This is a genomic window from Bradyrhizobium sp. IC3123, assembly GCF_020193625.1.
GTDB lineage: Bacteria > Pseudomonadota > Alphaproteobacteria > Rhizobiales > Xanthobacteraceae > Bradyrhizobium > Bradyrhizobium yuanmingense.
In genome coordinates this window covers 87957-112337 of the sequence record NZ_JADYVF010000017.1, presented here as the reverse complement: position 1 = coordinate 112337, position 24381 = coordinate 87957, and the positions used below count along the sequence as shown (strand labels likewise).

The 24381-nt window shown below is 57.4% G+C and carries 21 protein-coding genes and 4 pseudogenes; 17 read left to right on the top strand and 8 right to left on the bottom strand.

Annotated features, from left to right (window positions below; genetic code table 11):
* Nucleotides 1-43: 43 nt before the first annotated feature.
* Nucleotides 44-706, top strand: coding sequence for an aquaporin (locus tag I6F20_RS33525; protein ID WP_225130131.1), 663 nt, complete (start codon nt 44-46; stop codon nt 704-706).
* 150 nt (nt 707-856) lie between these two features.
* Here the strand turns inward: I6F20_RS33525 and I6F20_RS33520 are convergent, their stop codons facing one another.
* Both I6F20_RS33520 and glmS read right to left on the bottom strand, forming a co-directional pair.
* The gene (locus I6F20_RS33520; protein ID WP_225130115.1) at nt 857-1285 is read right to left on the bottom strand and encodes a hypothetical protein; all 429 of its coding nucleotides are present in this window, start codon (nt 1283-1285) and stop codon (nt 857-859) included.
* 6 nt (nt 1286-1291) lie between these two features.
* Nucleotides 1292-3124 carry a glutamine--fructose-6-phosphate transaminase (isomerizing) gene (glmS, locus tag I6F20_RS33515; RefSeq protein ID WP_225130113.1) on the bottom strand — a complete coding sequence of 611 codons (1833 nt, stop codon included), beginning with the start codon at nt 3122-3124 and terminating at the stop codon, nt 1292-1294.
* Between the two features lie 1078 nt (nt 3125-4202).
* Here glmS and I6F20_RS33510 point away from each other — a divergent pair.
* The 4 genes from I6F20_RS33510 to I6F20_RS33495 all read left to right on the top strand — a co-directional run bounded on the left by I6F20_RS33510 (nt 4203) and on the right by I6F20_RS33495 (nt 7431).
* A complete protein-coding gene (locus tag I6F20_RS33510) occupies nt 4203-4526 on the top strand; it encodes a RedY/HapK family protein (RefSeq protein ID WP_225130111.1) in 324 nt (107 codons plus the stop codon).
* A gap of 119 nt (nt 4527-4645) precedes the next feature.
* On the top strand, nt 4646-5419 hold the full coding sequence (locus I6F20_RS33505; RefSeq protein WP_225130109.1) for a class I SAM-dependent methyltransferase: 774 nt from the start codon (nt 4646-4648) through the stop codon (nt 5417-5419).
* Nucleotides 5416-6588, top strand: coding sequence for a peptidogalycan biosysnthesis protein (locus tag I6F20_RS33500; protein WP_225130107.1), 1173 nt, complete (start codon nt 5416-5418; stop codon nt 6586-6588). Before I6F20_RS33505 ends, I6F20_RS33500 begins: the two co-directional genes overlap by 4 nt.
* A 456-nt stretch (nt 6589-7044) precedes the next feature.
* A complete protein-coding gene (locus tag I6F20_RS33495) occupies nt 7045-7431 on the top strand; it encodes a tetraacyldisaccharide 4'-kinase (RefSeq protein WP_225130129.1) in 387 nt (128 codons plus the stop codon).
* A 238-nt stretch (nt 7432-7669) separates the two neighbouring features.
* Here I6F20_RS33495 and I6F20_RS33490 read toward each other — a convergent pair whose 3' ends face one another.
* Nucleotides 7670-7897 carry a hypothetical protein gene (locus I6F20_RS33490; protein WP_225130106.1) on the bottom strand — a complete coding sequence of 76 codons (228 nt, stop codon included), beginning with the start codon at nt 7895-7897 and terminating at the stop codon, nt 7670-7672.
* Nucleotides 7898-8823: 926 nt separating this feature from the next.
* Between I6F20_RS33490 and I6F20_RS33485 the strand changes: the two genes are divergently transcribed.
* Entirely contained in the window at nt 8824-9084 is a 261-nt protein-coding gene (locus tag I6F20_RS33485; protein ID WP_225130135.1) for a hypothetical protein, read from the top strand.
* Nucleotides 9085-9751: 667 nt separating this feature from the next.
* Here the strand turns inward: I6F20_RS33485 and I6F20_RS33480 are convergent.
* On the bottom strand, nt 9752-10177 hold the full coding sequence (locus I6F20_RS33480) for an SET domain-containing protein (protein WP_225130104.1): 426 nt from the start codon (nt 10175-10177) through the stop codon (nt 9752-9754).
* Nucleotides 10178-10368: 191 nt separating this feature from the next.
* On the opposite strand from I6F20_RS33480, the pseudogene I6F20_RS33475 reads away from it, so the two are divergent.
* Nucleotides 10369-10729: pseudogene (locus I6F20_RS33475) on the top strand (integrase core domain-containing protein); the annotation flags it as partial.
* Nucleotides 10730-11263: 534 nt separating this feature from the next.
* Here I6F20_RS33475 and I6F20_RS33470 read toward each other — a convergent pair.
* Entirely contained in the window at nt 11264-11458 is a 195-nt protein-coding gene (locus I6F20_RS33470; protein ID WP_225130102.1) for a hypothetical protein, read from the bottom strand.
* A gap of 529 nt (nt 11459-11987) precedes the next feature.
* Here I6F20_RS33470 and I6F20_RS33465 point away from each other — a divergent pair.
* Nucleotides 11988-12656: pseudogene (locus I6F20_RS33465) on the top strand (transposase); the annotation flags it as partial.
* Nucleotides 12657-12965: 309 nt separating this feature from the next.
* On the opposite strand, the gene I6F20_RS33460 reads toward I6F20_RS33465, so the two are convergent.
* Nucleotides 12966-14324 (bottom strand): hypothetical protein, encoded by a 1359-nt coding sequence (locus I6F20_RS33460; protein WP_225130101.1) that lies wholly within the window; start codon nt 14322-14324, stop codon nt 12966-12968.
* A gap of 324 nt (nt 14325-14648) precedes the next feature.
* Here I6F20_RS33460 and I6F20_RS33455 point away from each other — a divergent pair, with 324 nt between their 5' ends.
* The 9 genes and pseudogenes from I6F20_RS33455 to I6F20_RS33415 form a co-directional block, all read left to right on the top strand.
* Complete coding sequence (locus tag I6F20_RS33455; protein ID WP_225130099.1) at nt 14649-15947, top strand: AAA family ATPase; 1299 nt, start codon at nt 14649-14651, stop codon at nt 15945-15947.
* Between the two features lie 97 nt (nt 15948-16044).
* Entirely contained in the window at nt 16045-16707 is a 663-nt protein-coding gene (locus tag I6F20_RS33450; RefSeq protein ID WP_225130098.1) for a hypothetical protein, read from the top strand.
* Nucleotides 16708-17328: 621 nt separating this feature from the next.
* On the top strand, nt 17329-18705 hold the full coding sequence (locus tag I6F20_RS33445; RefSeq protein WP_225130096.1) for a hypothetical protein: 1377 nt from the start codon (nt 17329-17331) through the stop codon (nt 18703-18705).
* Nucleotides 18706-18729: 24 nt separating this feature from the next.
* Entirely contained in the window at nt 18730-19203 is a 474-nt protein-coding gene (locus I6F20_RS33440) for a hypothetical protein (protein ID WP_225130094.1), read from the top strand.
* A gap of 41 nt (nt 19204-19244) precedes the next feature.
* On the top strand, nt 19245-19571 hold the full coding sequence (locus tag I6F20_RS33435) for a hypothetical protein (RefSeq protein WP_225130092.1): 327 nt from the start codon (nt 19245-19247) through the stop codon (nt 19569-19571).
* Between the two features lie 1389 nt (nt 19572-20960).
* Nucleotides 20961-21347, top strand: a complete 387-nt coding sequence (locus I6F20_RS33430) for a hypothetical protein (RefSeq protein ID WP_225130090.1) — start codon at nt 20961-20963, stop codon at nt 21345-21347.
* On the top strand, nt 21344-21979 hold the full coding sequence (locus tag I6F20_RS33425) for a DUF6036 family nucleotidyltransferase (protein ID WP_225130089.1): 636 nt from the start codon (nt 21344-21346) through the stop codon (nt 21977-21979). Before I6F20_RS33430 ends, I6F20_RS33425 begins: the two co-directional genes overlap by 4 nt.
* A 472-nt stretch (nt 21980-22451) precedes the next feature.
* A pseudogene (locus I6F20_RS33420) lies at nt 22452-23043 on the top strand (DUF6088 family protein).
* Nucleotides 23033-23248, top strand: a pseudogene (locus I6F20_RS33415) (nucleotidyl transferase AbiEii/AbiGii toxin family protein); the annotation flags it as partial. The pseudogenes I6F20_RS33420 and I6F20_RS33415, both read left to right, overlap by 11 nt.
* Nucleotides 23249-23327: 79 nt before the next feature.
* Here I6F20_RS33415 and I6F20_RS33410 read toward each other — a convergent pair.
* On the bottom strand, nt 23328-23639 hold the full coding sequence (locus tag I6F20_RS33410) for a hypothetical protein (RefSeq protein ID WP_225130087.1): 312 nt from the start codon (nt 23637-23639) through the stop codon (nt 23328-23330).
* A 73-nt stretch (nt 23640-23712) separates the two neighbouring features.
* Nucleotides 23713-24360, bottom strand: a complete 648-nt coding sequence (locus I6F20_RS33405) for a hypothetical protein (RefSeq protein WP_225130085.1) — start codon at nt 24358-24360, stop codon at nt 23713-23715.
* Between the last annotated feature and the right edge of the window lie 21 nt (nt 24361-24381).

Genomic DNA, 24381 nt, shown 5'->3' with positions numbered 1-24381 from the left:
TGAGGAGATCGGTCCTACGAAATGCGCCGCTCGGACAATTCTGATGCCGTCCATGGGACGACGCATTGTGTCGGAGGGGCTCGGCACGGCGTTCCTTCTCGCTGCCGTGGTCGGGTCCGGTATCATGGCGCAGCGGCTCGCCGGCGGCAACGTCGCGCTCGCGCTTCTCTGCAACACCATCTCCACTGGTGCGATCCTGGTCGTCCTGATCCTGGTCTTCGGGCCGCTGTCGGGAGCGCACTTCAATCCCGCGCTGAGTCTGGCCTTGACCTTGCGAGGCGAACTGACGTGGCGAGCCCTGTGGGCCTATATTCTCGCGCAGATTGCCGGTTCGCTCACGGGGGTCTTTGCGGCACATTTGATGTTCGATATTCCGCTCTGGCAAGTCTCGCTCACACAACGAACCGGAGCAGGACAGTGGATCGCAGAAGCCGCCGCAACGTTCGGTTTGCTCGTCACGATCTTCGGCTGCGCGAGCCGAACTCCCGCTGTGGTTCCTTACGCCGTTGGCTTGTACGTAACGTCCGCCTACTGGTTCACCGCATCCACTTCGTTCGCCAATCCCGCGGTGACGATCGCACGATCGCTGTCCGACACCTTTGCCGGTATCGCTCCGAGTAGCGTTGTTCCCTTCATCATCGCGCAACTGATTGGGGCCCTTGCGGCCACAACGCTCGCTGCATGGTTATTTAGGAACACCGCCTGAAAGGGCGATGAGATTAGGAAGAAATCGTCATTGCGCTTTAGGTAATTGTTTGAGCATGATCTTTTCGCAAAACACTGCACACGCAGAATGAAGCGAAAGGGTCCGGCGCAGCTGACGTGATCGACAATCTCATTGACGTCAGTCGGCACGTCAATTCTGTCTTCTTGAACTTGCGCTCTGGCTGCTCCTCACACTTACCAACAGGTCGATCGTGCAGCCAATGAATGACGGGGAGGTCGTCGCCGCCCAGATGAGCACGCCACAGCCGCGGCGCCGGCAAGTTCCTGCATTTGGGAAGAAAACCGGAAGATCTTGAGCGCCGTTTGAAAGACGGCGCCCCGATGCCATGAAGCGTTGGTCGTTATGCGGGATGGTCACGCCAAGAAGGGTTGGCGCGATGCTGATTGCGTCACGTAAAGTGCTGAGCGGGGTATCGCCCAAGGCCGGCGTCTTGCAGTTCAGCTTAGGTTCAAAGGGAGAGTCAAGCTGCGGCGCGCTCGACGCAACTTGACCGATGTCACCAACCCGCTCGAAGTACGCCGATATTCTGGTGGTGAGCGTCGGGTCGGCGATAATCAAGGCAACCTATTCGACAATGACCGACTTAGACCTAGCGAGATTGCGTGGCTGGTCAACATCTGTGCCCATCAGCAACCCAGTATGATACGCCAAGAGCTGCATCGGAATGTCATAAACTATCGGAGTAAAGCTTGCCCCCATGTCAGGCAATACGATGGTCGCGAGCGAGTTCACAGAGGCCGCCTCGGCTCCCTTTGGATCGGTTATTAGGATGATGTTGCCACCTCTTGCTGCAACTTCCTGCATGTTTGAGACCGTCTTTTGGAACAGCGAGTCGGAAGGGGCGATCACCACGACAGGCACACCATCGCTTATCAACGCAAGCGGACCGTGTTTAAGCTCGCCCGCAGCATAGCCGTCGGCGTGGATATAGGCGATTTCTTTCAGCTTCAGCGCTCCTTCCAGCGCCAGCGGAAAGGAGCTGCCGCGACCGAGACATAGCACGCCACGCGACTTGGCGACCTCCCGCGCGAGCTTCTCGATTTGCGGTTCGGTTGCAAGTGCAGCTGTCATCAGGCGAGGAACTTCGAGCAACTCCTGTACGAGCGTGGCCTCGGTGGCCCGGGATAATTCACCACGCGCTCTCCCGTTGGCGATCGCAAGAGCCGCGAGCACGATCAACTGGCACGAGAAGGCTTTGGTCGAGGGGACGCCCATTTCGGGGCCGGCCAGCGTCTGCAGCACGGTCTCGCTCTCTCGCGCAATTGTCGAGCTCGGCACGTTGACTACGGAGAGCGTGCGCAGTCCCTGAGATTTGGCAAAACGCAGCGCAGCCAGCGTATCAGCCGTCTCGCCGGATTGCGAAATGAGGATGGCGAGATCGCGCTCGCGCAAGGGCGGTTCCCGGTAGCGTAATTCGGAAGCGACATCGACCTCGACGGGGATGCGGGCCAGCCGCTCGAACCAGTATTTGCCGATGTGGCCGGCATGGCGTGCGGTGCCGCAGCCGGTGATCAATATTCGGCCAATGTCATTGAAGTCGAATGGCAGCGTCTGAGGGAATGCGACGCGATCGGCCGACGCGTCGACATAGCGCGCCAGCGTATGGCCGGCGACTTTCGGTTGCCTGTGGATCTCCTTGAGCATGAAAGGACGATAATTTGCCTTTCGGATGAGAGCCGGCGAGGCTCTGCATTTCAGTACCTCGCGATGGGCAATGACGCCTTGCATGTCGTAGATCGTGAAGGAGTTGCGGGTCAGAACGGCCCAGTCGCCGTCTTCCAAATGGGTAATGCGCTCCGTGAAAGGCGCAAGTGCAATCTCATCCGACGCCAGATACATTTCTCCGTCGCCATGGCCGATAGCAAGCGGCGACCCATTGCAGGCCCCGATCAATAAATCGTCGTAGCCCTTGAACAGAAAAACCAGCGCGAACGGACCACCCAGTTTGGGCAGCGAAGCCTTCACCGCGTCCTGAGGCGAATAGCCCTTGATCAAATGGGATTCGACTATGTGAGCGACTACCTCTGTATCCGTCTCGGAGGCGAATTGTGCACCCTTTCGTTCCAACTCGGCGCGCAGCTCAGGATAATTTTCGATTACGCCGTTATGAACGACCGACACATTGTCAGTCGCATGCAGATGGGCGTTCTTCGCGCTCGCCTTTCTGTGGCTGGTCCAGCGGGTATGCCCGATGCCGGTATGCCCCCACACCGGCGCGGCGCGCAGGCGGTTCTCTAACGCCTTGAGCTTGCCCTCGGCACGCTGTCGGTAGAAATGACCGCCTTCCAGCGTTGCCACGCCTGCAGAGTCATAGCCACAATATTCTAGCTGCTTCAGGGAAACGATTAATTGCTCGGAGACCGGACGGCGTCCCACAATGCCGACAATTCCGCACATGCAGGTCAATATGCTCCGCAACTAGCGTTGAACCACATCGTCTTTCGAGTCAGGCGGCAAGCTAGAGGGGTTGGCAGGTCAATGAATCCCCCCATTTGGCTAGCCACGGAGCTGGCAATTTGCATGCCAGTACCGAACGACTTTACAAGCTATTTGGGCCGGTTCCCGGACACGCTGCTAGACGTATATCATCACGCTGATCAAGCATTCCGGGGGACTTCTGCTGACGATGGCTCGGCGCCTAAATGGAGCCGCGGGGCCCAGAATGTTCGCTCACTCGGCCAGATACTGACATTCCCCATCGACCTCGTTGCCCGATCTAACATCGCTCCGGTGTGGTGAGTAGCCGAGAGGAATTCACATTCATCGTGTGATACATTCGGTCCACCCATTTCGCCTTGTTATTTTATCGGCGTGGTGGAAGCCCGCGAAGAGGGCGCTGCCGCGCAGTCGCCGGCTGATCATATTCAGCCGTGTGTGGATCAAGACGTGCATGTGCGAAATTCGACAAGACCGCAAGTATTCCGCCGTACGGCGTGAAGTGGTTGTTTTGTCCGCCTGCTACGCAAGTGGCATAAGCCGTTTGTGGCACGCACTTTGCTGAGGTCCTGCGCAAACTCGTTTCAATGTGGCCGTCTGGCAGATAGCGCAGCCCGGAGTTCATATGGCCCTTGCTCGGCTAATCACATCAAGGCCATCGACAGGCCGTGAATTGAAAGCCCGCCGGGTGCGGCGCGATTGCCTTTGTCGTTCGTGCTGTACAGCACTTGGCCCTTATTCACGCCCTGAGAGTGGTAGCGATGCTTAGGAGTGCGCCGAGCATCACGGACGGCAATCGGCAATCATCGAACGCGTGCCCACCATCGCTCATGTTCTCGGAGCACCCTCACCGATGTGTTCCCTTAGGGCACGAGGCGCTCTGCGCGTTTGGTGTGAGCATTTTCGCCGAGCGATGTCCATCAGCTAAGGGGCCAGCGCAAGTGCGCCCTGGAATGCACTGAGGCGATCGTTGCCGACTCTCTTGGCTCAGAGCTGGCCACTTGGATTTTGATATGCCGCGACACGAGAAGGATCGAAAATGGCTGTTGTCCGATTTGTATTTGCCGCACTGAAGCCGGGTGTCAGCGCAGCGGAGTATGAACGCTTCGAACGCGAGGTCGACTATGTCGTCGCCAGTAAATTGAAGACTATCGTCAGCTATTCGACGCACCGCATCACGGAAACCGGCGTCGGCATATCAGGCGGGCCGTGGGACTATATCGAGCGCATTGAGGTGACCGATCGCAAAGCCTATCAAGCTGAGCTCGCCGTCGTCGGCAAGAAAATGCTCGAAGAACTCTACGAAAAATATCTCGACAGATCTAAGACAGTTTCGGTCTGGTCAGAACGGATCGAAGCATGAGTCTCGCATCCTCACCGTTCCCAGCCAAAGTTGCGTTGTCCGGCGGTTCTTGCCCGTCACCCGAAGAAAAAACACTGGGTTCGTGCCAACACGGGGACGGCGCCTCGAGAGGCGCGTCCGTGTCCGACAGCGCGGCCCAATTCGATGAATTTGCAAGTCTGCACGAGAATATGACTGAATGGCCCCTTCAAAAATACATCGAAGTGCCGAGCGTACTAGAGGTGATGGGTGACGTTGATGGCTTCTCCATCCTCGATTTTGGGTGCGGCGCGGGGGCATATTCGCGAATACTTAAGCAACGCGGAGCAGCCTCTGTTGTAGGATATGATCCGGCGCCAGGCATGCTAAACTACGCGCGGCGTCGCGCAGAAAAAGAGGGGATCAATCTCTCCTTCGTCACTCATCTCCATGCCAACATGGCAGCCCAATTCGACTTGGTACTTGCATCCTATGTGCTGCCCTATGCCGCCACCAAAAGTGAGCTGGACAGCATGTGCGCCGAAATGGCCGAACTGTTGCGTCCTGGCGGGCGCTTGATATCGTTGTCCACTCATCCAGCTTACAATCCACATCCAAACTGGTACGAACCCTGTGGCTTCAGGCTCGTCGTAGACGATCCTGAGAACCCATATTTAGAAGGTGGGCGTATTAAGGTCGAGTTCTGCAAAAATGGAGAACAAGGCGGCGTATTTGCATGGCATTGGCCCGCTCCCTCTTTGGAGAGTTCATTAGCACAAGCCGGGTTCCGATCATTGAAATGGAGAGAACTGTTTGTGCCCACATGCGCCCGTATAGATCAGCTTCCCACGGAGCTACATGCATATCTCCAAAGCCCGCACGCGATCATCATTGAAGGCGTCCGTGTCCCACGCCATGCGGGGCGACACCCATGACGTTTGTACCATTCAGGAGCAAGTTGTTAGTCCCGTTCTCCTCAGCGGTCGCGGAAGGTCTATGCGGCTTTGACGAGCATGAATGGGATGCCCTCGTCGGTGATAACAATTTTTATAACAGCTACCGGTGGCTGCGAGCGCTCGAACATTCGCTCGGCGCAACGGACGTGCTTGCGGTCCGCGGGGCGGCCGGAGTCGTGGCTGCGTGCACGCTTTGGGAGGGAGACCAATCACCTGGTTTGTTCTTCCTGCCAGATTGCATGGCTGGAATTCCCGGCCCTTGGCAACAAAGTTTTCTCTGGCTGGGTGGTCGGCGCAACACCCACAACGAGATACCCTGCATTCAGGGCAGGCGAAGGTATGAGGCTTTAGGCGAGTTGGGACGCAGCGCTCTAAACTATGCTCAGGAGCGGGGATATGCCGGCGTTGTAGTGCCGTACATGCCCTACCCGGCGGCGGTGGAATTCGCGGAGCACATTGGGGGTACGGTCGTTTTGCATTCTGCCGAAGCGTATCTAGAAGTGCCGGATACAGGGGTAGCCGGGATGATGGCGGCCTCGTGCGCGCATGATCGTAATCAAAGCAAGTCTGAAGTCGCGGCGTTCCGGCGAGCCGGGGGGAAGATCGGATGGGCCTCAGCCGAAGAACTCGATGACTCCATAGTCGCTGATCTCATAACCCAAAACAGGTCTCGACACGGAAGCACCCAGGGTCGCGACTGGATGGAAAGGATACTCGCCGGGCAGAGAAAGGCGGGTGTGTCGCAGTTCGGTGCCGCAGCAATTTCCGAGTGCAACAACGAGATAACCGGGCTTGCTGTTTTCTATCGCTTTGGAACGGCACTTCACTTGCGCTACTTCGGGGCAGACTACAGTCGCGATCTCAAGGATTACAGATATTTCGTCTTATGCTATTACGAGCCCCTCGATTACGCTGCGGCGCGCGGTCTCACAACATTGCGGCTTTCTACCTCCTCGTTACGTGCGAAAGTGAACCGAGGGGCAAAGATCGAGCCGCAGGCGATCGTCATCAAGTGCGTTGGTGAACAGCACATCTGCGGCTCCGACGTCAAGCGGCACAATCTGCGTATGATCAGACAATATCAGAATCAGTTCGCAGGCCATCTTTGCAGGGATTGGGAGTTGGTCGAGCGTTTGCTGGGTGAGTAACTGCGAGATTGAGCAAGATTCGCCGAGGTCTTTGGTCGGGTACGGTGCCCCTCGGCCTAACGCCAGGACTTCGACTGAAGATGCCGCGCTGGTTCTTCAAGCCGGAGCACGACGAAGGCACACTCAAGCAAAAACTGCTGCGCACATTCTGGGATACGGTGCCCGATGACGTCATGACGGCTGACTCCGGGTCTCGAGGGTCGGCAGCGAGCGCTTTTGTGGCACGAAAATTCGCGAGATTTCCGAACGAAACTGGGTAGAGCACGGCAGTCCCGACGACACTCCCGCGTGGCGAGTTGATGGAATCCAGCCTAAGCGAGTTTTCCGGCTTCAAGCAGTGCTTCCTCTCGAGAGGACGTCGGCGCGGCCGGACCTTTTTATGAATTTGGCAAGACGAGAGCCAGACTCGCCGCCAACGATGTCGCCGCCGAGGTCGCCAAACGCAACGAGCCCAAGCTGCGCGCGCGCCTGAAGCCGGATGCGGCCTCGCTCGCGCAGCTGCTCGGCGAGCGGGTCTTCGCCTTCGCCGGAATCGGCGATCCCCAGCACTTCCTCCGCACATTGGAGGCCAGCGGCATCGAAGTCGCGCGCACGCGCCGCTTCGACAATCATCACATGTTCTCGCGCGAGGAACTCGCCGCGCTTGCAGCGGAGGCACAGCGCGAGCAGCTCACGCTGGTGACGACGAAAATGATCTTGCGCGCCTGCATCGCAGCGATGGCGTGCCCTACCGGCATCGTCCCATTCGCTGTCCAGCTCGAATTCGACGACCGGGCCAAGCTGCGGCAACTGATCAGCGACCATCTCTACAAGGCCCGCGAGCGGCGTTTTTCCAGACGCTGATCTCGTCCGGTGGGCAAAGCGAGGCGTGCCGACCAACTTCGTTTCGCACTCGCTAAAGCTACCGCTTCAGCAGACAGTCATGCTCACCACACCCCAACGACCATCATTCCTATGATGGTCAGGCACGAGACGCAGGTCACCGTGAAGGTATAGCATTCGGGTGTGTTCATCGCTGTCTCCCAGACTGTTGAATTGCTTGGCCACTACCACGCGGGAGAGATTGCCGGTCTTGGCTGCTTCAATGCGGCGCGCCGCGATCGGTCTTGCGGTATGCCGCCGCCCTCTCGTCGTCACTCTGATCCGAAATAAGGTAGTCCGCTTCGAGTGCTTCAAAGCGTTCAGCTGCGATCAGAAGCTGCTTGCGCATTTCAGCGAGACGGGCGCGGCAATATTCGCGATAGAGCAAGTCCAGTATGATGGGCATGATCACCCCCATCGATTGACTTTGAATTGACAGATATTCCACCGCGGATTTTCGAGGTGATCGTCGCCCGTCAGATGGCTCTTCGATATGAGCCCGTTCACAGACTGCGCCAATTCCAAAGCTCAATGGCCGTTTGGTTGACTTGATTGTCTGTGCGATAAAAAAGAACAGGGCTAATTACCTAACAGGAAGTTTAGCGGCACTGTGTTTCAGCAAGACTTCGTCAAACAACTTAAGGGCGCCGGACCGCGACGAAAATTCCAACCACAAAGCGAAATGACTTACCTCGGAGTGCAAGCACGATTCGATGCAACGCGGATCGACGCGACTGCCTGAAGCAGGCGATCGATCAGAAGGTCGTTGGGGAGTCCAGGAGGAGTTTCATCAAGAGGTGCGTAGGCGGAGATACCACGGAGCAGTGAACCGGTTCGAAAGGCCGGTCGGGGGGCGGTGCTTGCTCTGCGCAAGCGAGAGATCACACCTTTCGTTGATCAGGCTTAGGCGTGATCGGGTGCTCCCGTGAGACGGCGGCAAGGCTGCCAAGCATCGTTCAGATGATCGGATTATGTCGGGTTAGGATGCGAGCCGGCGGCTCCGAATTCCAGCGGGGCTGCGCGTTTGTCGTTAGGCGCCATTGAGGTCGTTTACTTGGTATCACGTCGATAAGGGCCGTGACTTCCTCTCCCGCTGCATCACCCGGTGGTGTCTCCGCTCCAGCAATGCTTCCGGAGCAATTCCATGATTCCGACCACGCGGATCGAGCATTTTAGGGTCAGCTACCGCCGCCGAGATCCGTGAGGTGAACAAGGTTGTACCTCAAACCAGTCCCCTAGCTGAAATAGCTCAAGGAAGATCACCTGAGGCCTCCGTTGCCGGATTGCTCGAGCTCGATACTTCTTCGTCGCTTAAGGCGCTGCCTAACCGTTCCGGCGCCACTCTCCGCCTTGAGCAGCAGCAAAGGAATTCCCGTGTGGGGCCAGCAGATCGTTGCTGAGAGATCTGCTGATGGCACGAGAATTGTTGCCATAAGCGGAACTGCCGCCTACGATTTAGGTCTGGCCCTGACCGCGAAGATCACCAAGCAGCAGGCGCTTCCTCGTAGCCAACAAGCTTGTCAGCTTTGTCAGCTTCTGGGCAAGCCTTGTCTCCTTCGCGGCCAGCGCCTCCACCGGCTCCTGGCGCTTGGTCGCGTCGAATTGACTCAGCGCGCGACGCTCTCCTCCAACTGAGCACGCCGTCGCTCCATCTTCGTGCACGTGAAGTTCCTGTCCCGGCTGTTCACGGCATTGAACTTGCTGCCATCGGTGGCGGCGCCTCGTCGTTGCCAATAAGTCCATCTCTTGGCAGAGTTCGAGGAGCAAAGTGGGGGCGCGACGCTGCCCGCTGGCTCCGCAACCTCGAAGCGCATCTCAGCCAAACCGAGCGAATCGAGAAATACGTCGATCACCCGAACAGGGCCGCTCTCGTCAATGGCGTCATCGAAGTATTCGGGCTAAGCGTTCGCTTTCCAGGATCTACTTCTTCATGAAGCGCCTCATCAATTACCCCGGAAAATCACAGGAGAACATAACAGCAGCCCAGTGTTGTCACTGCCAGGACTCGTTGCCGACATTCGCGGAAAAGCGCGCCGGTAACGAAGTCTTTGACTGGCGCTACACATTTAGAGGACTCCACATGAGGGGACTACCAACCTCATTGAAAGCGCGTTGGCCAGCGCGTTCCGGCGCACCGTTCAAGGGATGTCTTTCGAACAAGGCTCGCTACGATCCTCAAGCTCGCCGAGGCCGCCGAGAAAAGCTGCGTCGCGTCGATGGCCACAACCAGTTGACGCAACTCTCCCGCGTTAAATTAGCCAACGGGAATCGAAGTCGCAGACCCGACTCAATCCACTGTCGCCTAGCCCGCTCCGGCACCAACATTCGGCGATAGCACTTTAACCCACGATAAGTCGCACCTTGGATCGAAAGACAAGTAATCGCAAGTTAGTTCTTCACCCGGCTGTACGTCTCGGGCTGTGAAAATTCGGCAATGATCGTCTTGGTATGTGTTTGGTTGATTGCTGTGATTCATGAAACGAGCGTTGTCAGCATTGTACTCTAAAACACCATCATCAACGTCGAGGTCTCTTGGATAGGCGTGCTTATCAAGTAAAGCTTGAAATGTTCGAGGTAAAGTTGCGTACTGTTCAGGTGTCACGGCAATGTCAACGATTGGGTTATGAATCCAAATCAATGCACCTTTAGGCAAAAGAGTAGCGGAGAAAAGTCCAATACCGCCAAACTGGTCTGGCTTCAAAATAGTTTCAACGATCAACACTGACATATCTCCCCAAAGTCGCTAGCACCCTGCAAGCTAACTAACCTGAGCCGTGCAATCTCCTGCATAAATTGGTGGGGTCGTTTAATCGCGTCTCGGTCACAACCTCGATTTTTTTTCAATCTGTGCATCCCTTTCGGTAGCGGCTGCTACCGATGAGGATCTCGGCTGTCGCTCCACGAGGAGATGCTGCAGGACTGGCGCCACGGTTCACCTTCCGCGGCAGCGACGTCGTGGCGATCCTGGAAAGCGCCTGCAAGGAATTGGGGTTCCCGGCAACGATCCGCGTCGATGAAGGCAGCGAGTTCGTGTCGCGCGATCTGGACCTCTGGACCTACCAACGCGGTGTCACGCTGGACTTCTCCAGCCCGGTAAGCCAACCGACAACGCGTTCATCGAAGACTGCGCCTTCCGGGTCGAATGCCTCAACACGCACCGGTTCCTCAGCCTTGCGGACGCCCAAGAAAAAGTGGAGACTACAACGAAGAACGGCCCCATGGCGCCATCGGCAGCAGATCGCCGATTTTGCTGCAAAACCACGTCGGCGCATCCAGCCCGGATGGTCCAAAGGTCGGCCTCGCTGCATCAACCCGAGACTGTAAGCGCTGCTGGATGAAAGTTGAGTGGCAGGTGCGGGACGATTCCACGGCGTATCCAAAAACGCCGACGCGTGACCGATCTGTCGCTGGCGCCGCGTTCGTAGAGCTCGTGGTGATCATCGAACGCTTCCGCTGCGACGCCGTCGTGCGGACGCCAGATCTTCACTGAGCGTTTCGCCGACGGGATATTGGCGTCATCCGCGCGACGCACGGCGCGGCTGGACTCCATGGTCCAGCATCTCGGTCTGGTGCTTAGCGGGTGACGGACAGGCCTTTGCAAAACGGCTGATGCTGCCAGAAAGCAAGGACAAGCCTGTGGGTTTGTCCGACGCCCCAGCTGTTCGCAGGCCGATTTTCTCAAGATCATCGCCAAACTCACCAGGCCCGGCTGGGGGGCATGAACGAATGGCTATGTTCTCCGCGTGGAGACCCCAGAGCGGAGCTGAACGCAGGATAGACTTTCATTTTCCTAAATAAGGCTCACCTCAAGGGATCACGGCCAGCAGTTAATCGAACCATCGACCAGTGCCTGCCTTATTTGTTCGGCCCGTTCCTTGGACAGCTTCTCGGCCAAGCTGTGGTCCTTTAACAGCGCCGGCCCCTTGCGTTCTCGATCATAAACCATCCAGCCGGTGGTCCCCCTTCGAACGAGGAACCTGGACTGTTGCGGAGGTAATTCGTGGATCAACAGTTCCTCCTACATTGACCTGTTACGAAATCGCGTCGGGTGTCCCAAGGAAAGACGACACTCGTGTCACGAAAATACGCCGCGCCCTTTATGCCTGAGCCGGGACACTGAAATTTCCCACGCAACAAACGCACTGCACGCCCTGTGCCACTGGCCGAGGCATCTTTCGATGCGGCGTTCATCTATCCTCACCGCCGCAGACGGGGACAAGCAAACGCCTCGTGAAATTGATCCCTCGCCCGAGGCCAGACGGGCCTATGACCCCGGCCGGGTGGCCGGATCGGCCGTGAAGGCTTGGATCAGCTAAGGCATAGATTTGGTGCTGCGATCGTCAATTTAGGCCGGCAGGAAGTCCGAAACGCCTCGCCGGCTTGCGTAAACGAGCTTTGGTCTACGACTTGTCTCGGATCAAGTGCGACGTGAAGGCGTTCACACATGATGAACGATATGACTTAGATGGAGGTAGCAGTTTCGGTCGAGATCGCCGAAAGTTGGTGACGGCGGGAATCGAAAAGGCGGCATATCGTGGGTGCTTGACGCCTCCACTTCTTCACCGAAGGACCGATATGCCCTATCCAAAGACAACATTATCAAGTTGATTCCGCCAGGAACCGTCGCCGATCAACTCACAAAAGTCTTGCGCAACTGGGCACGTCCATCTCGCTCAGGCGATCGAAGCCGAGGTCGCGGACTATCTCGGCAAGCATCCCGATTTGAAGGACCGCGGCCGGCCACCAGCGCATCGCCCGGCACGGTCACCTGCCAGAGGGGGAGGTGACGACCAGTATCGGTCCGGTCGCTATCCGCCAGCCGCGCGTGCGCGATCGCCAGGGGGTCGCCTCCGATTCCCGACCGCATCCGGTTCTCACCGTCGATGATCCTTCCACCCTACATACGCCGTTCGAAGTTGATCGAGACGCTGCTGCCTATCCTTTACCTGAAGGGGATCTCGACTGGCGACGCCTCGGAAGCGCTGGCTGCGCTGCTCGGCAAGGATGCTGCCGGATTGTCGGCCTCGGCGATCGGTCGCCTAGGGATGGCTAGCTCGACGAGCACACCGCGTGCCAGAAGCGCGTCGGCGAAACGCTACGTCTACATCCGCGCTGATGGCCTCCATCTCGAGGCCCGGCTCGAGGACGAAAAGCAGTCACGCGTGTTCAACAGGGCGCCGGAAGCAGCCTCTTTACTCCGAGGATTTCCCCTGTCTCGGGACTTGAGGAGGCCCTGATTAATGGCAATGCTGTAAAACGCAACGGCAATAACACCGTAGGTGTTCTTCGCAGCTTGGTCCCGGCTCTCGGCAAAGATCAAAGGGCGATGGCTATGCGGCTCGCCGAGGAGCCGCACAGCGATGATGGCGCAAGTTAATCGGGCCGAGTAGCGCTCTCCCGCACAGCCGGTCCCGAGCCAAGCACGCAATCGTCGCTGGAGCAAGCTATGGCCCATTAACAAGCCCAATACCGGACCTATGTGGACGGGCTGCTAGCGTCGGGAGTGTGCGCGGCGTCTACTCTCGTGGGTGATGGATGAGCCGAACGTCATTGGGCCCCCCCGGCCCCAGGAGGGCGGTGTAGAGCTCGCCGCGAATGTTGTATTGCTTTTCCGGCTGCGCCGCGTCCGGCAAGAGGCCCCAGCGGCCGAGCTTCGAACGCATCGTGTCCGAGGCGGGTTGGGTGCCGTGCGAAAAATTCTCGGGAACAGCGAATGATGCAGCATAAATTTCGCGGGCCGCCGGGGATGTCCTGTCAGCCCTGGAGGACGCCGGGGCGGCTTGCTGCATCGAACGTCCAAGCAGCGCTGGTGAGACTCGATTCGCTGGCTGTGCGCTGGGCTGCGGAACGTATTCCTGTCGAGATCCGAGAGGAATGGCAGGGCCTGGCGCATTGAGTGGGGTGCTTGGCCTCATCGCCGCCGCGGGCACGAATAGCGCCGTGTAGCGGTCATTGTGAACGATAAAGCTGTTTGGTCGGCTGTCCTGACTCGGCGGGATGCCGCTACCGTCAAGCGCAGCCGACGCGTGCTGGTTGCCCTGCCTGAAGTTGAAGGGATGGACAACCGCTCCTAAATTCAGGGTCTGCTCATGGCGCGCGGTTGGCTCGAGAGACGATGATGGGCCGGCGTCTTGCACCATCGCCCACAGCTGATCCTGATCGTAACCTTCCTCAGGAAGGATCAATGGTGAACCGACCGCTGGCCCGAAAGGCGACGGTGCGCCGGCGTTTTCCATCAGCACACGAGCCATTGAATTGCCCGGCTCGCTCAGCTGGCGCTCAATGGCATCCAGTTCCGCATGGCTTAGCGTCCTCTGCCTCTTCGCAGGCCTCAACTGCCCGCTGTAATCCTCACCCATGAGGGGCGCGTGACTTGAAAGGGGGGCGCTCCCGGTCAGCTCGTTCGGAGCCGGCTGGTAGCCGTCGCTCCAGTTGAAGTGACGAACGGCTTCTCCGAGATCCGGTGCTTGGTGATCGTGCGCGGTTGGCTTGAGAGACGATGCTAGGACGGATTCGCCGATCATCCCTCGCAGCGAATCCTGATCGTGACCTTCCGCAGTCAGCTCGCTCGGCCAACTCGAAGCCTCCCGCGCGTTGTGCTGCGCAGCGACGTGCCCGACGCCTCTGGTGACTGCGTCTTCGGGATGAGGACCGCTGGCCCCAAGTTCCAACGCCTCGGTAAGTCTACGGTCTTCGTCAGGCAGATGAGGATAGTAGCGATCTGGAGAAACAGGAACCCCTGCGACGGCAGTGGTATCAAGCTGCGGGACTTCATCCAAGTACGGCTCAAACTCCGCTTGCTGCTGTTGCGGTTGTGTCACCGCGTCGTTGTAAGCAGCCCGGTCGAATGGGTTGATGCTGTTAAATGGGTCCATATCCCCTCCCTTTGGGTCGGTTCGCAATCCTGAGCAGATCCGCTCTCTGTTCTCCCTCTATTAGGATCAGCTGTCGACAAGCTGACGCGCTTGGAGACTTGAGTGAGCCAAAATGGCCAATCCGACTGCCACACTCACCCGAGGCACGCGCCAAGGATCGCCGGATTGCATTTTTCCGAAACACTGGCTGGGTGAGTCGGAGCTGGCACCAACAGATTCTATTTCGTGGAGTAGCATCATAGGGCCTACTAAAGTGTGTACTGAGCTGCGAAGTGTTCTGGACGATGCGTCTGGATGGTGCCCGAACCGAGGCGGACCCCTCCGATGAAGGCATGCCTTGCCAAGAAGGTCTTAATTCTGGCGGCAGAGGGTGAATCGGATCCCGGCCATCTTGGCGCGTGTCGCGGTGGGACAGTGCAGGAATCCTTTGCGGCTGCGACCGATCTGAAGGAGGACGCGACGTGCGACATGTGCGGTCGCCAGGAGGGGCTTGAATTGATGCACTCGCAAGGCATCATCCATCGAAACCCCGGTCATGGTTGGTTCGTCGCGCGGCGAAGTGAATATGTCAGCGCCACGGTTGCGCCGGGCGCTCTCGGCAAATCGTCGCTCATCATTACCGAAATGCTCTCGATGGTCTCAGGCCAGGCGTTACTCGGCACGGCTTCAGAGCAGCTTCGCGTCTGGCACTTCAACCTCGAAGACCCTGCCATGGAAACGACGCGCCGCATACAAACCACCGCTAAGCAGTTTGAACTCTCTGAACATCATCTTGGTGATCGGCTGTTTGTCGATCACGGCCGCGAACGCCCCCTCGTCATCGCCAAAACGGAAGGCCGCGACACCGTGATCTGCACGCCAGTCGTGGACGCGCTGATTGCAGAGATCGAAGAGCGCGGCATCGACGTGGTGATCGTCGATCCGTTCATTTCGTCGCATAAGGTTCCGGAGAACGACAATAACGCCATCGACATGGTGGTGAAGGAATGGGACAAAGTCGCCGACAAGGGCAATTGCGCCGTTGAGTTGGTCCACCACGTTCGGAAGGGCGAGCAGGAGGTTACGGTGCAGAGCGCGCGCGGCGGCGTCGCGCTGACGGACGGTTGCCGCTCCGCCCGCGTGCTCAATAGCATGACCGAAGCTGAAGCTAAGAACGCAGGCGTCGATCATCATGGATTGTATTTCTCAGCCTATGCCGACAAGGCCAACCTAACCGAGCCAGCCGACAAGCGGGATTGGTTTGAGCTGGTTTCGGTCGATCTCGACAACAACCCGTTGAGCCGGGTCAGCGGCAATCCGTTCGATCATCTGAAGGGCGACGATATCGGCGTTGCGACGCGCTGGGAGCGGCCTGACCTGCTGGCCGGGGTTACGGCGTCGGATTTTGAGCGGTGCGCGCTGGCGATCAAGCAGGGCCAGTGGCGGGCCGACCAACGGGCGGACGGCTGGGTTGGCATCGCAGTCGCGAAAACGCTGGGTCTCAGCCTTACCGACAAGCAGGACCGGGCTAAAGTCGTGGCGCTGCTCAAGACATGGCGCGAGACGGGCGCCTTGGTCGAGGTCGAGCGGCCTGATGAGCGCCGCAAGCCGAAGAAGTTCATTGAGGTGGCCGACGACGACTAGGGGCGCTGGCTGCTCCAGTTGACCGGAGCAGAACCGGAGCGACTGGCGCACCTGATCTGCTCCGCTCCAGTTAAATCCCTTTAGGGATTAACTGGAAGTGGAGCAACAGATCGGGGGCTGGATGACTGGAGCAGATTGGGCGTCGGAACGAGAAATCAATATAGGGGCGCGCGCCGCACCTTGGCTGGCCGAGACAGGATGCCGTTTCTCGCCCCCTGAAGTGCCAAAATTGATCCAAAAATCGCTTGAAGGCATTCATCGTTTGATATTCAGTTGGCCTACCAAGAACTGGAGGGCCATCATGGAACTGGTAACGGTACATTTTGACGATCCCGCCTTAGCGAGTTCGATCTGCATTGCTGTCGAGAGCGCCGCTCCAAACGCGTCGATCCATCATTTTACCGGCGGACTGAAGCCTGAAGCGCCCCCGGCGGCGGCAGGCGACTTCGATCCGCAGTTGATTGAGCGGCTGGTAAAGATCGTTCAAACCGTGCCTAAGCACATCCGACTTGGCCTGCTGTACGGAGACGACTCATGCAGCATGTCTCACGGCGACGCGCGGTACAGCATTCGGCCAGAGACCATCGCCCTTTCGCGCAGGCTCAAACCCCTCTTCCCACATCTCGCCTCGCCCATTGACGCGCTGGTTGTGCGACGGCGCGAGTACTTTTTTGAAGGAAGCTACAAGGGCATCCGATACATTCCGACCCCGCTCGGAGTGGCGGTGCGCGAGGCCTTGAAGGCTCAAGAGGTCGCGTAATCACATTCGCCGAATGCAAGTCAAAAGAAACGGGGCCGGTCTCCCGGCCCCGTATACCTTATCGAAGGTGAACCCTGACTGCCGAAAGCAGCAGCAGGAAAATCACCGGGTCAACTTCAACATGAAGCCAGATCATCGGATTGCTTTCCATGTCAGGCTCATAGCCACGAGCAGTTAAGACCGTGGTGGTGCACTCACCCTCGCTGACGTCCATCTGCGCAAACGGACGGTTTTGTCTTTCGCTGGCGCTGCTCTTGGCGTGGTTGGCGTGCGGGCTGTTCGAGCTTATCCACTCACTGCTGGACGAAGGGGCCTAGCTGGCAGGACCCGTACCGCGATCGGTCCCTCTCGCCGCGAAGGACATGAATGCGGCACGTACGATCCAAGATGCGACCAGCACTCCAATCGAGATAGCAACGGCAAAGTACCAAGGTTGGTAGAAAAGGGCACGACCATCAGAATAAGCGTTGCCAGCGTCAGGAGCTGGCTCTCTGCCATGTAGCTTGCAAAGTTGTGCATAATCGTTTCCCCCAGTTAGCGACTATGAGCTTCGCTGAACGCCAGAAGCGAGGCAACTGGTAGTCTGCGCGTCCGGTCGTCTTTGCCTTGTCAGGACACTTCATGACCCTTGAATTGATGCCTCGACTGGCTCAACTGACGAAGGTCCACGGCGCAATTTTGGACGCCGAAGACCTTGTGATCCAGTGCGCCACGAATGCCGTACAGCGCGCCGATCTGAAGATGCCTGTCTTGGATGCGCTGAAGCTCTTTGAATGGCTTTCGCGACTTCCTTATTCGATCACGTTGGACCCGAACGAATGTTTCGTAACGTACGATTACATGCCGCTATTGGCTCAACTCACCAAAGCCCACGGCATGGTCCTTCACGGCAGTGAGGTAATAGTTCAATGCGCGACCGCGACGGCGGGGTGGGCCGATGTAATGATGCCGGTGGAGGAGGCGCTCAAACTGCGTGGAGTACTTGCGACGATGCTGGATGCGTTCGCAACTCCAAAGAAGGCAAGCGTCGGACGGCACGAGCACGTTCTACGTTTCCCTCGACCAATCAGTTTGGTTGCTATTCTGGAGATTAAGAGATTTCATTATCGTGCCAATCGATACATGCAGGCTCTCAGCCGAGAGGAATTGGAGCAACGACTGCATGATGTAATAGCAAACGTTATCACGCTCGGTGATGACGGGAAATACACCTTGATAAAGCCAAGGCGGGATGGAATGCATTCGCCGACCCGCAATATTGATTTCCTGTCTCTCTATACTGAATTGGCCGAGGAATTTCTCATTCGCGGATTACTTGACGGTGAGAAATCAGCTAACCCGCCGGAAAAAATCAGGCGCTTAGCCGACGAAAGCTGGTGTCGTAGGGCGGATTGGGTGGATGCTTCCCAGTATTCTCGCGAAAGCTATTTTAATGCGCCAAAGATGCTCTTCAAATTTGGAAAGGCCGAGCACATGCGCGCCCTGTATGAAAGAGGCGAACTGCTTGTCCGGCCTGCCTCATATTTCGCAGGCGCCGAGGGCTTAGCACGTCAGGACAATGAACTGACGATGAGTTGGTATCGTGACGGGCGAAAGCTAGAGTTTTCTACTAGCGATTATTATTGTTGGTGCTGCGCTTCCGTTTACGACTATCGCTTGTTTATGGATTTCCAGAGCGACGCTTGTGTGGCAATAAATGACCTCGACAGCTTCATCGAGAGATTTGCGAAAGCAGTGGCGGCACAGGTGTCAGGCGTGGAACGCGTGCGTCTCATACCGGCGTACTACTACGACCCGCTTTCAGTTTCAGATGACCCGGTCGAATTCGCTGCCGTTCAAGATGAAGCAATCCAGTGCGCGAAGCACTTTCGGTTTGCATATCAGTGGGAATTCCGAGTTGTCATCACGCGGTCCACTCCCGCTCCCATGCAAGCATTCAAGCTTGATATGGGGTCGCTGCGGGACATCGCGGAGTTGGTCGTTGCGCCGGGTTCATGAGCGCCGAAACGGCAAGGAGTAATTGTGAAGCCAGAATATTTCCTGAGCGTGGTTGTCGGCCGAAATATTGATTTGCTCAGGGAGAAACCCGGTCGGCTGGCCTCGGCCGTGAACATCTTGCTTACGCTCGATGCATTTGTCGGAATTCTTCATGCAGCCTTGGTGGCCGCTGGCGTGTCCGTACCGGATAAAGACGATGAGTTTCGGGACGTTCTTGCAGCGCAAAATGAGGATTATCGCATCGTTCGCGATGCCGTGTTCGCAATTAAGCATGGTCAGTTAACTGGCAGAAAATCGCGGATTGTCACAAACTCCAAACAGATGGCGATTTACGGAGCTGTTTTTGAAGAAGCCGTTTTTCAGGACGGGGTTTTCGAAATGGGCGCAGCTCGCATTGAAGTTGACAGCACGAGCGTTGACGTGGTGGAAGTCGCCGAGCGTGTGATCACATTCCTGTATGAAATTCTAGAGCAGACAAGCGGCGGACAGCGCCAATAGTCGCTTTTGAAATGATTTAATCGAAGGGGAGAGTTGGTCCTATGCAGCAATTGGACACGAAAGCGAAACGTAGCGAGTTTCAGCAAAAGGCAGATAAACGCGCTCGTCACCATGCACCTCAAATCGAAGAGATCGTGCCGATCGTGATCGAGGCTGTCTACGAATTTGCTGATCCGGGGAGTGGAAGGCTAGCCGGACGTAGCGGCTGGGCGGCGTTTGGGGGCCGTCGCGTGTGGGGCGGCTACAAAAATAAGAAAATCGAGTTTCGCGAGGAAAATCGCCTCGGCCGCGCCGTTGCGCGGTTTGATAATGGTTCCTCAAAGAGCGAGGTGGAGCGACAAGTTCGCGGTTTTCGACGCCGAAAGTGAGGGCGGTGTTCGGACGAGGAGAGAAAACCTCATGCGTCCAATGGTGTAGGTCGGCTACAAATGTCCGAATAGCCATTGTAATGTTGCGCGGCCGACACCCTTCCAAGCTAAAGGCCCGTCGCTTGAATTGGGCCACCGGGACCGTCGCAAAAATCGTCGATAGCGCGTCGTCGAGGCCATGACGGATATCTCAGCGCCTCGTTATCCTGGAAGCCACGCAGAAGGGCGATCTCGACATAACGGAATGGCTAGAGTGGTTTCTCGATTGCCTTGATCGCGCCTTCGATCGCGCCGACGTCATTCTTGGATCGGTTCTCAGGAAGGCCCGCTTCTGGAAGAAGCATGCCGATCAAAGCTTCAATGACCGCCAGCGCACCATGATCGAGCGTCTGTTTGAGGGCTTCGAGGGCAAGCTCAACTCATCAAAGTGGGCCAAGCTGACCAAGTCCTCATAGGACACTGCCCTACGCGACATCGAAGACCTCGTTGCCAAGGGGATACTCGTGAAAGACCCTGCTGGCGGCCGTAGCACGACCTATTCGCTCTTGGATGGAGATGCGTGATAGACGGACGGAACTGGCCTCCGGCGATACAGCTATTTGTGCCCGTGAACTAAGGGCGCAAAGAGATTTGCCAGATCAGTATCACTAAACTTGTCGGGCTCTTGCGTGCTTTGGAATTCGAAAGGCACTATGACCTTCAAGCGTGTTCGAAACGGATACGTATTGGGTGCCAAGGAGACACTTGAAGTGTCCGTGACATGTTCGAGCGCGTCATCAAACGGTTTCAGGCGGCTCTCAGCAGGTAACGAGCTTTTCCACCACAACTCTCGCCGTCCCGATTGTTGGTGCAAGCCCTGGTTTCCAGTCGGGGGAGGCTTGGGGGGCTCTGCCGTTGCTCAAGCTGCTTCCGGAGGTGGACGGAAAATCCAAGTCCGATGACCCCTTTACAATCGGTGGGCTTCCAAAAGCTCCTCAAACGACAGCGTGTTGGGCTGGGGCGGGGGGTGGTTCCAGGGGCGGCAGCACAGCCACGCCGTGGCGTTTGGCGGGGCTGGTTGCAGGCCTGGATGAGCAGGATGGGGAATGCCAAGAAATGCTGGGGGCGCCGCCGAGGTATCGGCCATTAGCCGTTGTGGAACAGGCTGCATAATGAATAACATATTGATTTCGCTTGCTATTTTCTACAAAACCTTGGAGGGGTGCTTGCGGGTCGGTCCGTTAATCTTGGCTCTCGTTCGAGCTGTCCGCCCCGTTGCCCGGGCTTATGGGAACTGCTAACTTGAACGGATAGGGAACATACCCCGTCCAAGGGGATTGGTGAGTAGCTGGATTTTTAAGGGTAGATGCCCTATTTTCCGTCCTGAGAAGTAGGTACTGGTCGAGAGCCATGAGCGTCCGGATCAACCGGGAATACGTGAACGACACCGCGAAGCTGATCATGCATCGGCTTATCGCGCGGCAGATCGGTCGCGACCCGTCGCTGGTCGAAAGGGCCAAGGATTCTTTGGCCCATAACTCGCAACGTTTCGAAGGCTACACTTTCGTTCGCGAGTGGTCGGACATGCTCGGCTTTCCTCCATCTACGGTACGCCGCCGTCTGACGAGCCGCGACGAAGAGATGACGCGTTTGCGTCTGTCCTCACCTTTCGTTTTGGCGGAAGGTATCAATTTTGAGGACGACACTCTGCGCCGTCGTATCTGGAAGGCGGCGAAGCGGATTGCAGAGAGATCTGCGATCCATCAGACCGCGGCACTTCCGCGGATGGCGGCGTGACACAAAACTCGTTTGTTCGAACTATTGAAGATCTTGTCGAGACAGTCAGGGTGATCGCCCGGCTGTTTAAAACCGACAAGGTCTTCATCATTGGCAGCCAGAGCATCTTGCTTTCATGGCCTGATGCGCCCGTCGTCCTGCGCACTTCTGGTGAGATCGACGCCTATCCGGAAAACGCGAAAATATGGGAAATCCAGCAGAAGGAGCTGGATCCCGAAGATGATCCCGAGGCCTCAGAAGAGATCAATGCTCTCTACGGCGAGGGCTCTACATTCCATCGGGAGCACGGCTTCTATATCGACGGTGTCGACGAGAATACCGCACGGCTTCCTGGGGATTGGAATAAACGCGCGATTACCAAAACTGTCGATGTTGACGACAGGAAGGTTCTTGCCGTCGCACCATGTCCTGAAGACATTATTGTATCCAAGCTCGCTCGCTTGTCGGAAAAGGACAAGGAGTTCGTGGAGGGTTACCATAAGGCGCGGCCATTCAATCGCGATCTCGTCGTTGAGCGTATCAAGGCGACAAAGCTGGAGGCCGAACTTCAGGAACGAGCCATAAGCTTCGTACGCGGCCTTCCGGACGAGCCCAAAGCAGACGCTGCAGCAAGCAATTCGCCGGGATCCTAGCGGCCGTGGCTGCGATCCTACATGTTGCGGCAAACCTCTCGGCTGCGTCTAACGATCCTCGCGCAAGGGCTGAGGAGCTCCTCGCCGGGCACTCGCTGAAGCGGCCCGGCGGCAAGCCGCCGCCGCTATCACTGCCGCGTCAGACGGGTGCCACAAGAGTCCGGTCTTGTCGCTGCACTCGGCCCGCGTGTCCCTCCGCTTTCGCCGAGGGTCGCTATGCTCACGCGGCCCGGGTGCCATTTCGCTGCGGCGATGCGCTGCGCGCACGACGACCAGTTATGGGATGTCAGGTGTTGACCCGCTTGCGGTTCATCTTTGCGGCGCGCTCTTCTTCTGGGTAATTCTCGCGAAAATGCGATCGCGCTCGATGCGCCGGAAGGGAAGAGGCAGGAAATCGTCCTGCTGGAAAAAGAGAGATCTAATAAATTTGTGTCAGAAGTTCTCTTATATTTCTGACACCGGAGCGTGAGCCATGACCCACCTGAGCACCCGGATTTTGGAAGCCACCAAAGAATTGCCCGAAGGCGCGCCGATCGCTGCCAAGGCGCTTTTGCATCTTGGAAAGCGTGCCGCCGTCGATCAAGCTCTGTCGCGTCTTCGAGCGAGGAAGACTTCTGCGCGCGAGACGAGGGATATATTTGCGTCCAGTTGAAAGCCGTTTCGGAATTAGAGCCCCGTCAGTCGAGAAAGTCGTCGAGGAAATCAAGGTTCGCAGCGGCGAAATCATCGTTTCCAGCGGCGCGGTGGCGGCCAATCATCTTGGTTTGACGACGCAAGTACCTGTCCGTCAGGTTTATCTGACCTCTGGTCCTTCCCGCAGGCTCCGCCTTGGTAAGCAAGTCGTGGAGCTCAGGCATGCACCGCGTTGGCAGCTTGCCCTGGCGAACCGACGTGCAGGTGATGTAGTGCGTGCGCTTGCCTGGGTGGGACCACAGACGGCAGAACGAGCGTTGAGATCCGTCAGTCAGAAATTGACCCTGACCGAACTGAAGGAGCTGAAGTCCGCTGCTTCTTCCTTTCCGACTTGGCTTGCCAAGCCGGTAAGCGAACTCCGTGTCGGATAGAGTTCTAAACCTGGCTGGCGCCGAGCGCCAAGAGGCGCTCGGCGTTGCCGCGTCCAACTCAGGTCGTCCGGCACATCTTACTCGAAAAGGATGTCTGGGTTGTCTGGTGCCTGAACGCACTCTTTTCTCGCCTTTGGGCGAACATCTTGTCTTCAAAGGCGAAACTTCGCTATCAAAGGCTTACGGTGCGATCCGCCGTTTTTCGACATTCGGACGATAACCTTTCGAGGCAAGCGCCTGAGCGGGAGGTCAGCCTAGGCCGTCGAGACGCCGGCGCGCCGGAGCTACAGGCTATCCACGTGCCAATCGATCGCACGGGCTGTTTCATAGGCGTGCCCCTGACCCCGATCTCCCATCTTCACCGTCGACGGGTCGAGGTTGCGAAAGAAGAACACGACCTTGCCGGCTGTGTCGTTTGCATACACGCCCTTGTCGGGGATTGGCTTGGATAGCCACTTGCCCTGTTTCGTCGTCGATACGTTGGTCGCATTCCCAGGTTCGCCGGACTGCCAGGTGCTATCTGCGGCGAATAAATTAATCCAGTACCTATCTGGATCGCCATCAATGGCTTTCCCGCTCAGGCTTATGTTTGGCATTGTTGCTGCTTCTCCTCTAGGTAAATCGTTCTAGGCAATGACGGGAGTGGAGGGCGTGTACGGCGTGCCGTGTTCAGACGTTCTCTTTCGAGGTCGTTTTGCGGGGAAGGAATCCATCTCTTCCGACGGGGCCGGCGCGACCGTAGCGCGCGAAAAGGCGAACGACAGAATTGAACTCATAGGCTCGAATGTACTCCCAAAGCGCGGCACGCCCCTCATTGGAGAGATGATTGATCCTGTCACCGGGTTGCGGGATTTCGCCGAGCAGGACCAGCCAATACGAGAAGAGCTCGCCGAAGCCGATGGTCCCGATAACGTCGTAGCGAATGAGATGTTCGATCCGCTCCAGCCAGAGTAAAAAGTTATCGAAAGCGGAGCGGACGGCCAGATTTTGGTCCGTGAATGTTTTCTTTTCGATTTCTTCAGTTGGCTTCCAGTGGACGGCGAGCGCGGTGGGCAGGTCACGGACGTCGAAGGTCTGGCCCTTCAGCGTGTCTTCCTTCCAAAACTGGGCGTTGCCGTAGTCCAAAAGGCGCATGACGAAACGCACGTCCCCATCTTCGAAGAATTCCTTTGTTTGGTCGGATGCCGCCAGCGCGCGATCGCGCTGCCGGGTCAAGTTCGCCTGCTCACTATTCATCCGATACTGATAGAGGCCGAAGGCAAAACCGGCCGCGGTCAAAGCCAGACCTATCAGTGCTGCTGCATTCGAGTCGGGCATAGCAGGGTCCTCAATGGTGAA

Coding starts and splice junctions, on each gene's coding strand:
- I6F20_RS33510 (WP_225130111.1), top strand. CDS start 4,203: ATGGCTGTTGTCCGATTTGTATTTGCCGCACTGAAGCCGGGTGTCAGC.
- I6F20_RS33480 (WP_225130104.1), bottom strand. CDS start 10,177: ATGTCAGTGTTGATCGTTGAAACTATTTTGAAGCCAGACCAGTTTGGC.
- I6F20_RS33430 (WP_225130090.1), top strand. CDS start 20,961: ATGAGCGTCCGGATCAACCGGGAATACGTGAACGACACCGCGAAGCTG.
- glmS (WP_225130113.1), bottom strand. CDS start 3,124: ATGTGCGGAATTGTCGGCATTGTGGGACGCCGTCCGGTCTCCGAGCAA.
- I6F20_RS33460 (WP_225130101.1), bottom strand. CDS start 14,324: ATGGACCCATTTAACAGCATCAACCCATTCGACCGGGCTGCTTACAAC.
- I6F20_RS33435 (WP_225130092.1), top strand. CDS start 19,245: ATGCAGCAATTGGACACGAAAGCGAAACGTAGCGAGTTTCAGCAAAAG.
- I6F20_RS33410 (WP_225130087.1), bottom strand. CDS start 23,639: ATGCCAAACATAAGCCTGAGCGGGAAAGCCATTGATGGCGATCCAGAT.
- I6F20_RS33405 (WP_225130085.1), bottom strand. CDS start 24,360: ATGCCCGACTCGAATGCAGCAGCACTGATAGGTCTGGCTTTGACCGCG.
- I6F20_RS33455 (WP_225130099.1), top strand. CDS start 14,649: ATGAAGGCATGCCTTGCCAAGAAGGTCTTAATTCTGGCGGCAGAGGGT.
- I6F20_RS33445 (WP_225130096.1), top strand. CDS start 17,329: ATGACCCTTGAATTGATGCCTCGACTGGCTCAACTGACGAAGGTCCAC.
- I6F20_RS33500 (WP_225130107.1), top strand. CDS start 5,416: ATGACGTTTGTACCATTCAGGAGCAAGTTGTTAGTCCCGTTCTCCTCA.
- I6F20_RS33525 (WP_225130131.1), top strand. CDS start 44: ATGCCGTCCATGGGACGACGCATTGTGTCGGAGGGGCTCGGCACGGCG.